At 54.7% G+C, this 9,831-nt stretch carries 9 protein-coding genes; 8 read left to right on the plus strand and 1 reads right to left on the minus strand.

Annotation, left to right across the window (positions count from 1 at the left end):
* Window positions 1-481: 481 nt before the first annotated feature.
* Entirely contained in the window at window positions 482-1,537 is a 1,056-nt protein-coding gene (zapE, locus tag HMPREF2919_RS05890) for a cell division protein ZapE (RefSeq protein WP_070666762.1), read from the minus strand.
* A 731-nt stretch (window positions 1,538-2,268) separates the two neighbouring features.
* Between zapE and HMPREF2919_RS05895 the strand changes: the two genes are divergently transcribed.
* From HMPREF2919_RS05895 to HMPREF2919_RS05930, 8 genes are all read left to right on the plus strand, one after another.
* Window positions 2,269-3,006 (plus strand): DUF6318 family protein, encoded by a 738-nt coding sequence (locus HMPREF2919_RS05895; protein WP_070666765.1) that lies wholly within the window; start codon window positions 2,269-2,271, stop codon window positions 3,004-3,006.
* A 577-nt stretch (window positions 3,007-3,583) separates the two neighbouring features.
* A complete protein-coding gene (locus HMPREF2919_RS09290) occupies window positions 3,584-4,192 on the plus strand; it encodes a hypothetical protein (RefSeq protein WP_246824059.1) in 609 nt (202 codons plus the stop codon).
* A gap of 180 nt (window positions 4,193-4,372) precedes the next feature.
* On the plus strand, window positions 4,373-4,861 hold the full coding sequence (locus HMPREF2919_RS05905) for a DUF6318 family protein (RefSeq protein WP_070666769.1): 489 nt from the start codon (window positions 4,373-4,375) through the stop codon (window positions 4,859-4,861).
* A gap of 91 nt (window positions 4,862-4,952) precedes the next feature.
* Window positions 4,953-5,963, plus strand: coding sequence for a YeiH family protein (locus HMPREF2919_RS05910; protein ID WP_049340581.1), 1,011 nt, complete (start codon window positions 4,953-4,955; stop codon window positions 5,961-5,963).
* A gap of 250 nt (window positions 5,964-6,213) precedes the next feature.
* Complete coding sequence (gene ybaK, locus HMPREF2919_RS05915; RefSeq protein ID WP_070616652.1) at window positions 6,214-6,714, plus strand: Cys-tRNA(Pro) deacylase; 501 nt, start codon at window positions 6,214-6,216, stop codon at window positions 6,712-6,714.
* A gap of 87 nt (window positions 6,715-6,801) precedes the next feature.
* The gene (gene msrB / locus HMPREF2919_RS05920) at window positions 6,802-7,278 is read left to right on the plus strand and encodes a peptide-methionine (R)-S-oxide reductase MsrB (protein ID WP_070616480.1); all 477 of its coding nucleotides are present in this window, start codon (window positions 6,802-6,804) and stop codon (window positions 7,276-7,278) included.
* A gap of 218 nt (window positions 7,279-7,496) precedes the next feature.
* Window positions 7,497-8,762 carry an HRDC domain-containing protein gene (locus tag HMPREF2919_RS05925; protein WP_049352948.1) on the plus strand — a complete coding sequence of 422 codons (1,266 nt, stop codon included), beginning with the start codon at window positions 7,497-7,499 and terminating at the stop codon, window positions 8,760-8,762.
* Between the two features lie 197 nt (window positions 8,763-8,959).
* Window positions 8,960-9,499, plus strand: a complete 540-nt coding sequence (locus HMPREF2919_RS05930; protein ID WP_049352949.1) for a Rieske (2Fe-2S) protein — start codon at window positions 8,960-8,962, stop codon at window positions 9,497-9,499.
* The last annotated feature ends 332 nt before the right edge of the window (window positions 9,500-9,831 follow it).

Below are 9,831 nucleotides of genomic sequence, written 5' to 3' on the forward strand. Positions count from 1 at the left end.
AATGAAAGTCCCTCCGAAAAGGAAGGGAAATTTATCAATCTTGAATTTAGTCGCATATTCACCGGCCGCCCTCAATGAAAGTCCCTCCGAAAAGGAAGGGAAATAGCTACCCGAAAATAGCCCGCAACCATGCGGCAGAAACGGGTGCTTCGCGAGAACCTCGCGGAGGCTACACGCAAAATTATACACTCCAACCACATCTACCCCCCGCATAACTCCCTGGCAAGGGAAGAAACCATGCGAGCGACACGCCATGTTCCCGTCACGTACCAGGTTCTCGCTCACACAAAGACCCCCGCCGGGTGCTTCCTAAGCGACCCGGCGAGGGTCCTCACGTATGAGAGGGGTTGGCGCGGTTCAGGTAAACCAGACTAACCAAGCTAACCATGCAAACCGGGCGAGCTTCGAGTCTCACGGGACTAGAAAGAACAGCGCATCAAAACCCGAGCCGGCCAAAGCTCGGCCCCGGCGAACAGCGGAACTAGCGCTCCGCCTCCTCACCCAGCATGCCCTCACGAGCCAACGCAGTCAAACGAGACACCGCACGGAAATACTTCTTCTGATAACCACCAGCCAGCATCTCCTCAGTAAACACCTTGTCAAAAGGCACGCCTGAAGAAACAATCGGCAAGTCCTTGTCATACAGGCGGTCAGCCAACACCACAAAACGCAACGCCACCGACTGCTCAGTAATCGGGTGAACATCACGCCACGCAATACCACCCAGGCCATCAATCAGCTGACGGTAACGCGACGGGTGCACCTTCGCCAGGTGCTCCACCAGGTCAGCGAAGTTATCAACACCAACAGTCTGGCCGCCGAACACTTCCTCAACCTTCGCATCAAACGCATCATCAGCAACAGGCTCCGGCGCAGCAGGCAGGCCACGGTGACGGAAATCCTCACCATCCACACGGTGCACCTCAAACTGCGAAGCAAGCACCTGAATCTCACGCTTAAAATCCTCAGCCGCAAAACGGCCCTCACCCAGCGCACCAGGCAGCGTGTTCGAGGTCGCCACAAGCTTCACGCCAGCATCCGCCAGCTCACGCATCAGACGAGACATGAGCACAGTATCACCCGGATCGTCCAGCTCAAACTCGTCAATGCACACCAGCTTGTAGCTGCTCAACGCCTCAACCGTCTTACGGAACGTCAACGCACCCACCAGGTTCGTGTACTCCACAAAAGTACCGAACGCCTTCGGGCCGTCCACATAATGCCACAGCGACGCCAACAGGTGAGTCTTACCCACACCAAAACCGCCGTCAAGGTACAGGCCAGCCTTCGTCGATTCCTTCTTCTTGCCACCAAACAGGCGACCAAAGAAACCGGCACCAGCACCGCCACCATTAATCTTGTCGCCAAAATCCTTCAGCTTCTGCACGGCCTCAGCCTGCGACGGCTGATTCGGATCAGGAATGTAGCTATCAAAAGACACTTCACCAAAACGCTCAGAGGGGCGGAAACCCGCCAGCAACTCATCAGCAGAAACGCGAGGGATGCGGTCGGTCAAGTGTACGGTCGTGGTGGGCACAAAAACTCTTTTCTTCAGTGACGGCGATGTGACTTCCGCTTTAAGTGTAGTACTGTCTAACACCCCGCGTGAGCCGCATGAGTTGCCCGCCACATTGCGGGCATGAGGAGGGGTGTATGCGGGGTGCGTCAGGGGTGGTGGTAGGGTGCGGGGCCGCTCTGTTTTGTTTGGGCTAGGCGGGCCAGTGGCGTCCGAGCACGGAGGCTGAGGTGGAGTGTGTTTTGGGCAGGGTCTGTCTTGGGCGGATGCAGTGTTCGATAGGTTAGTGTCTTCGCCGTGGGTTTTAAACCCGCAGCGAAGACAGTAACCTATCGAAACGGCCAGTTACCCGCCGCCGGTGAAAACTCAGTAATGACCTAGCAATTTCAGCCATGACTTAGCGTCTTTGGCAATGGCTAAAACCCCAGCCTGAAGTCACTAACTCATGGTCGAAGTCCGTAACTCATGACCGAATTTCCGCAGGCACGGCGCCTCCGCGGGCGCAGAGACATTTGATGCATAAAGCAATGAAATATCCGAATAGTGATGTTTCGTTGCTATAGCACCCAAAAGAATGCAAATGACCGCAAACATGCGGTAGGGTGGTAACTGTAGTGCTCCATAGCGCATTGATGCGCTTGATGGGCGCGCTATGGAGCTGTTTTCTTCCGGCAGTCAGTTTGACCTGCAAAAAAGCGGCCCGACTAGTAACTAAATGACACACCATCACCGACGATAGGAGCGTATCTTCTATGGATTCGACCATCTTTAATCGCCGTACCCTGCTGGGTAGCGGCGCACTTGTGGGCCTGGGGGCCCTGCTTGCGGCATGTGGCCAGCAGGCAAATAACGAGGCGGCAGCCGCCTCGGCATCATCGACTGCCGCGCCGAGCGAGTCGGCTTCGGTGTCTGCGGCGGCTTCTGAATCTGCATCAGCTTCGGCAACCTCGTCTACTATCCGAGGCTACTCTGGACAGTCCAAAGCCCCCGACGGCGAATACCGTAAAGCCGACGGCTACGGACCCGCGCAAAACGTACCCAAGCCCCCGAGCCGGAAACAATACCCCGAAACTCAGGAGGGCGCTCTCAACATGATCAACGACTGGACTATAGCCCACAACTATGCAGTCCAGACGGGTGATTGCGAATACGCTAAAGCATATGTGAAACCAGAAACTGACGAAGAAAAATTCTACGGATATGTCGAGCGCCTTTATAAGCGCGGCGGATGGATCATTAATGGTCTCGACAAATATCAGCTCGATGGTCAGTTTATTTATGATGAAAAAACTAAAGAATACACCCTTATGCTGAAGCATATTTGGGAATTCGTAATGTATGTTGAGCCCGACGGGTCATACACCGAAGACACGAATACGGCCGAGGGGGACGATAGCGGCGCTTACATTCTCAAATATTCGGATGGATTTTGGACTGTCGTTGGCTCACTTTCTCAAGAGCAGCTGAAGGAAAAAGGGTTGTTGAAATAGCATGTTCCGTATCAGAGAAATGGGAAGTGCATATATACTCACTTTTGCTGTTATCACATCATCTGTTTTTATGAGCGTTCCTCCTGCGAACAGCCAGGAATGCAGTAGCGATAACGGCCATGCTATATGCCTCACTAAGGAAAAGACTCCACAACAAAACTTTGCGAGGAAAGGCATCCTAGATACTAGGATAGACTCACCTGTCGCTAAATCATCCCTTGAAATAGAAGCGGAGAACCAGCGGAAGGAAGAAGAATTCCGTAGAAATTATGACGAAGTAAAAGACAACTTGGGGCAGCCTATGTATATTCCCAAAGGTAATGCGCGCAAGCAAGGGGAAGCAGAATGTCTTGCAGCAGGAAGACAACCTGGCAAATACAGTCGTATCCGTGAGATGCCTATTGGTGACGAAGAGATAAATTACAATCCGAAAACAGGACTAGGAACATATTGCCAGCCGCTCGATACTAAAACCTTCACCTCAAATGACCCTGCACAGCCCAAGGGCCCCACTATTGAAGAAATGCTCCAAGAAGTTGAGGACCAATTCGCTAAAACCGATATCCAGGCCCCTGTTTTGAAGCAGTCCTATAACCTTGGCTCTGGTCAGGGTAATGACAACCCCAACGTCTATAAGAATCAGGCCGTCAACTTCTACGTCGACGCACCCACCGCACGTTGGGAAGGCGACCTCATGATCGGCCACGTGGAGATGGAATCCTACCCCACCCAGATGACCATCCAGTATGGCAACGGTGACGAGGGCAGCTTCTACACGATGGGTAAGCCGGTCAGCAGGGCACGTGGTGAAGAGTCACGCAAGACCGCGACCAGTTATGTCTATAAGCGTTCAGGTAATTTCCATGCCTACGCAACAGTGTCTTACTCTGGCCGTTTCCGCGTGAACGGTGGCGACTGGCATGCACTGGATGTCGTTTTGACGAAGGAAACTGTCGACCCGCTGCTGATTCGTGTGTGGTGGACCGACGTGGGCCGCGTAGCCGGTGACTGCAGCTATGACGACACTCGTTGGGGCTGCAAGAACGACCCCACGATGGGTAAGAAGGATAACCCGAACCCGCGCCTACGCAAGGCTGATATCCGTACCGGTCAGCGCTGGCACCTGAATGATAACGGTGACGGAGACACGGAGTATTCGCTGCACCGCGACTGGCCCGACATGTAAAGCCCGCCGCGGGTCTTACGCTGAGAAGCCACATGTTCGCCGAGAAGCCACTTCTTTCGTGGCTTTTCGAAACACATGTGGCTTCTCAGCTATCGGGGTTATTCCCTTCGGCTGTTTAGTCTTCCGGTTTCTAGCCAGCCACCTATTCACACTTCACACCGATACGAGGAATGTATTTCCATGACTTCCATTCTTCTTACTCGCCGCGCGATGCTGAGCGGCGGCGCATTTGTGGGCCTTGGCGCCCTGCTTGCGGCGTGTGGCCAGCAGGCAAATAACGAGGGGGCAGCCACCGCCTCTGCCGCGCCGAGCGAGACCGCTTCGGCGTCTGCAGTGGCATCTGAGTCTGCATCTGCTTCGGTCTCAACCACCCCGAAGCCTGTTGTGACTCGTGGATATTCTGGCGGCTCGAAAGCACCCGACGGCGAGTACCGCAAAGCTGATGCATACGGTATAGCTCAGAACGTCCCTCTCCCCAAGGCTAAGCCGCAACAGTACCCTGAAACCTTTGCTGGTCTTCGTGAGATGATGACCGATTGGGTCAGAGCCCGTAACTACGGTATTCAGACCGGTGACATGCAGTATGTATGGCCCTCTATGCTGGATACCTACGAGAAGGATATTAAGTTCCTCAAGGATATCGAAGGCCTTTATCAGCGCGGAGGCTGAGGTGGTGCGCTCCCCGGGCCGGGTCTGTATTCCTACTTTCTAGTTTACCAAATAAGACTATAATAAGGAGTGTTTATTCTCGGAGGTTTTTATGTCATTTCTATCAAAAAATTGGGCAGGACTGTCAGTCTGTCTGATCATTTCTATCATCTCTTGGGTTTTAGGAGGATTTCTGCCTGTTGTGGGAGCACCTGTTTTCGCCATTTTTATCGGAATGATTCTCCATCCCTTTCTCACTTCCTATACACAACTGGATGCCGGTTTGACTTATAGCTCCAAAAAATTGCTTCAGTATGCTGTTATTTTGCTTGGGTTTGGACTCAGTATCTCACAAGTTTTCGCAGTTGGAAAATCTTCCCTTCCTGTCATCATTTCGACCATTTCTATCGCTTTAATTATTGCTTTCTTTTTCCAACGCTTTTTTAATCTGGATACAAAGCTTGCTACCTTGGTCGGTGTAGGTTCTTCTATCTGTGGCGGTTCTGCCATTGCAGCGACTGCTCCTGTTATTCACGCCAAGGAAAAAGAAGTGGCCCAAGCCATTTCTGTTATCTTTTTCTTCAATGTCTTGGCAGCTCTTATCTTTCCAACTCTAGGTTCTTGGCTCCATCTTTCCAACGAAGGTTTTGCTCTCTTTGCGGGTACTGCGGTCAACGATACTTCCTCTGTGACAGCTACTGCTAGTGCCTGGGATAGTCTTTACAATGCAAACACTCTTGAGCCTGCAACTATTGTCAAGCTGACACGTACTCTAGCTATTATCCCTATCGTTCTCTTCCTCTCCTATTGGCAAAGCCGTCAACAAGGCAACAACCAAGGAGTGAAGCTTAAAAAAATCTTCCCCGTTTTCATTCTCTACTTTATCCTAGCTTCTCTGCTAACTACTCTTCTCACATCTTTCGGTGTCAGCAATAGCTTCTTTTCACCTCTCAAACAACTCTCCATATTCCTCATCATCATGGCTATGAGTGCTATTGGTCTCAAAACCAACCTCATTGCTATGATCAAATCCAGTGGAAAATCCATTTTTCTTGGAGCCCTTTGCTGGATTGCTATCATCTTGACTAGTCTTGGCATGCAATTACTCATCGGTATTTACTAAGAAAAAAGGGAGCCTAAAGGCCACCTCAGAACGTAGACAAATCAGATGGATTTTGGACTGTCGTTGGCTCGCTTTCTCAAGAGCAGCTGAAGGAAAAAGGGCTACTGAAATAACCCCATAACCATTGAGAAGCCACATGTGTTTCGAGAAGCCACCATTATTGTGGCTTCTCGAAACACATGTGGCTTCTCGGCGCATGGGTATCAGCGCATAGGTATCCGCGCATGGTGACTTCCGTAAAATGGTGTCTATGGCTAAGAAAACTAAAGGTAAGAAGAGCGGCGCAGCAACCGCCGCCGTAGCACTGCTGACCGAGACGAACACCCCCTTCCAGATGCGCGAATACGAGCACGTTGAGGGCGTCACCTCCTTCGGGGAAGAAGCCGCGAAGAACCTCGGTGCTTCCGAGGAGCAGGTGTTCAAGACCCTGCTGATTGTGCACGAGAAGGATTTCGCCGTCGCAATCGTGCCGGTCTCTGGCAAGCTGAACATTAAGGCTGCCGCCGCTGCCCTCGGCTGGAAGAACGCCTCCATGTGCGACCCGAAGGTCGCCGAACGCCGCACCGGCTACGTGGTGGGCGGTATTTCTCCGCTGGGTCAGAAGACCCCCTCCCCCACCCTCCTGGACGAAAGCGCCCAGCTCTTCGATACCATCATGGTGTCCGGAGGCAAGCGTGGACTGGACGTCGAGCTCGCCCCCGACGACCTGCTGAAGCTCACCAACGGAAAGTACGCTGACATCCGCGCTTAGTCCGCGCTCAGCGGGAATAATCCGCCCGGCCGCGGCGTTACATATGCCGTAGGAGCCTGGGCATGAGAGCAAACTGAAGGAGTCATGATGGGCAATTCGCTACCCGGCGTGGGTGCTATCGCCAAGAACTGGCGTGAAGTGCTCAAGCCTGAAGAGTACGCTGTTCTGCGTGAGGGCGGCACCGAGCGCGCGTTCACGGGCGAGTACTGGAACACCCACACGGAGGGTGTGTATTCTTGCCGTGCCTGCGGTACGGAGCTGTTCCGTTCCAATCAGAAGTTCGATTCGCATTGTGGTTGGCCGTCGTTTTTCGCGCCGCTGGCTGAGGACCGTGTGCGTTACCTGGAGGACACGACGTTCGGTATGCGCCGTGTGGAGGTGCGTTGCGCCGCCTGCGATTCGCACCTGGGTCACGTGTTTGAGGGTGAGGGCTACCCGACTCCCACGGATTTGCGGTATTGCATTAATTCGGTGTGTCTGACGCTGGCCCCGGCTGGTGAAGCCGCGCCTGATAAAGCACAGCCTGGTGATACTCCGGTTGACGAGGCGGAATCCGCCGAATAAACCCCGGCGATACCCCCCCCCCAGCAGGCACGCAGGTGAACCCCTTATTGTGAGTCTCTCTAAATTCGAGGCTTTAAGCTCGGGCGGGTAGAATGGCGTAGTGCCTTCGCGGGCACGTCACCCCGCCCGGGCTCATGTTTGCTCGGGCGTACGCCTACCCGGGCATCTGGCGCATCGTATGGGCGCGTCGAACCAGACAGAGGAAAAGGATTGAGTGCATGAGTACCGCAGCTGAACAGAATGCCGCAGGCACCCCTCAGCTGACCCTTAACGGTATCGAAGTTCCGGACGTTGTTCCTCTGGAGACCCCTTCCGCACCGATTCCGACTCTCATCACCACTGAGAGCGGTCTGCGTCGTGCCGCTGAGCAGTTGGCGGCGGCGTCCGGCCCGGTGGCTGTTGATACGGAGCGTGCCCAGGGCATCCGCTACGGTTCGCGTGCTTTTTTGGTGCAGCTTAAGCGTGAAGATCAGCTGTACCTGATTGACCCTGAGGCGTTTAAGGATTTGCGCATTATTAACGATGCTCTGGCGGATGCTGAGTGGGTTATTCACGCCGCAATTCAGGACTTCCCGAGCCTGGATATGCTCGGTATGCGCCCGAACCGTCTGTTTGATACGGAGCTTGGTGCGCGTCTTGCCGGTCTGGAGCGCGTGAACCTGGGTGCGACCGTTGAGGAGCTTCTCGGCTATAAGCTGGCGAAGAAGCACTCGAAGGAAGACTGGTCGCGCCGCCCCCTGCCGGAATCCTGGTTGAACTATGCTCTGCTGGACGTTGACGTGCTCATTGATTTGCGTGATGCGTTGGAGGATTTGCTCCGCCAGCAGGGTAAGCTGCAGTACGCTCTGGAGGAGTTTGAGTACCTGTGCAAGACCCCGGTGAAGGATCCGACGGATCAGCCGGAGCGTTGGCGTAAGACGAAGGGCCGCACGATGTTGCGTTCGGTCAAGCAGCTGACGGCGTTGCGTAACCTGTGGCTTGAGCGTGACTCGCTGGCGCGTAAGAAGGACGTAGACGCGAAGCGCCTGCTGCCCGATTCTGCGATTGTGGAGGCGGCACGCACCATGCCGCGTAACGTTCCCGCTATTATGGCGATCCCTGGTTTTCAGACGCGTGGTTTGCGTCGTGAGGGACCGCGTTGGGTGCGTGCTATTGCTGCGGCGGCACGCGGTGAGAACGCTGTACCGTTCACTTTGCCGTCGACTGCCCCGCCGCCGTTGAAGGCGTGGGAGTCTAAGCGCCCCGAGAACTTGGCGTTGTTCACCGAGGTTCGTCAGGCAATTGATGAGCTCTCTGAGGAGCTGACCATTCCGGCGCAGAACCTGATCACGACCGATTATGTTCGCCGCCTCTGCTGGGAGCCGCCGGCTCGTTTTGACGAGCAGACCTTGCGGGATGCGCTCGCCGAGTACGGTGCGCGTTCGTGGCAGACGGGTCTGGTTGCCCCCGTGATTGCGCCGATTTTTGCCCGCCACTTGGGGTAGATTTCTCTAACGCTGAATAGATGTGCGTGCCGGTTGGGTGTGTTGCTGATGCGACCGCCCGACCGGCATTTTTGTGCCTCGGGAGTGTGCCTCAGGATTTTGTCTCGGGAGCAAACGTGAACCAAGCTTAGCCTGCTCTCATTCGATTTTTATCCCAAACCGGCATAGGGTGGAGAGAGTACACGAAAGGAACCACCATGCCCGCGCCCAACGGATGCTGCCGCTCTCAGAAGGCATGCGCCTCCCCCGCTGCATCTGCCGCAGTTGAATCTAATGCCGTCGACACCGCAGTCGATACCGCAGCAACTGAATCTTCTGCGCGCGTCTTTTCCCGCCGCGCAACCCTCATCACCGGTGCCGTCGCATCCGGTGCGTTGCTCGCCTCCTGCGCTGAAGGTGACTCCAACGTTACCGCACCCGAAGGCACCGTTGAGGTGGGTTCCGCCTCGGCAGTGGGTGTGGGCAAGGCGGCACGCCTGACCCACGGCTCCACGACCGTTATCGTCTCCCAGCCCTCTTCGGGCGAATACAAGGCGTTCAGCACCGTGTGCACCCACCAGGGTTGTCAGGTGCAGGTGCAGGACTCCAACCGCATCGTGTGCCCCTGCCACGGTTCCGAGTACGCCGTAGCTGACGGCTCGGTCGTGCACGGCCCTGCAGAGGAGGCGCTGACCAGCTACCCAGTGCAGGTGAAGGGCGGCAAGATTTTCGTCAGCGGCACTACTAACAATTCCTAAAACCACTACTTCTCATGCTCATAAGCTCAGGCGCTGGCCGATAGCGCCCCGTACAGTGGATACAGCATAGTGCATACGGCAAAGCCCCGCCCATCACAATGAACTGCCTCCCGTTTCTTGGACAACAAAAATAAAGTCCAAGAAACAGGAGGCTTTTCATGTCCGTGCATCTGGGAATAAGACACGACCGTTTGCTTCGGAAACAAGCAGCGCAAATGTTTGAGAAAGGATTTGGCTATGGTTTAACCGCCAGCAGGCTTGGTATGTCCGCCGCGACTGTGAGAGAGTGGCAGAAAACGTACCACGTCATCGGGAAGGACGGGCTTCTTACC

Source organism: Rothia sp. HMSC068E02 (assembly GCF_001813565.1).
Taxonomy (GTDB): Bacteria; Actinomycetota; Actinomycetes; order Actinomycetales; family Micrococcaceae; genus Rothia.

Bases quoted from the DNA above. Each gene is read 5' to 3' on its own strand.
- HMPREF2919_RS05895 (WP_070666765.1), top strand. From the start codon at position 2,269: ATGGATTCGACCATCTTTAATCGCCGTACCCTGCTGGGTAGCGGCGCA.
- HMPREF2919_RS05905 (WP_070666769.1), top strand. From the start codon at position 4,373: ATGACTTCCATTCTTCTTACTCGCCGCGCGATGCTGAGCGGCGGCGCA.
- HMPREF2919_RS05910 (WP_049340581.1), top strand. From the start codon at position 4,953: ATGTCATTTCTATCAAAAAATTGGGCAGGACTGTCAGTCTGTCTGATC.
- ybaK (WP_070616652.1), top strand. From the start codon at position 6,214: ATGGCTAAGAAAACTAAAGGTAAGAAGAGCGGCGCAGCAACCGCCGCC.
- msrB (WP_070616480.1), top strand. From the start codon at position 6,802: ATGGGCAATTCGCTACCCGGCGTGGGTGCTATCGCCAAGAACTGGCGT.
- HMPREF2919_RS05925 (WP_049352948.1), top strand. From the start codon at position 7,497: ATGAGTACCGCAGCTGAACAGAATGCCGCAGGCACCCCTCAGCTGACC.
- HMPREF2919_RS05930 (WP_049352949.1), top strand. From the start codon at position 8,960: ATGCCCGCGCCCAACGGATGCTGCCGCTCTCAGAAGGCATGCGCCTCC.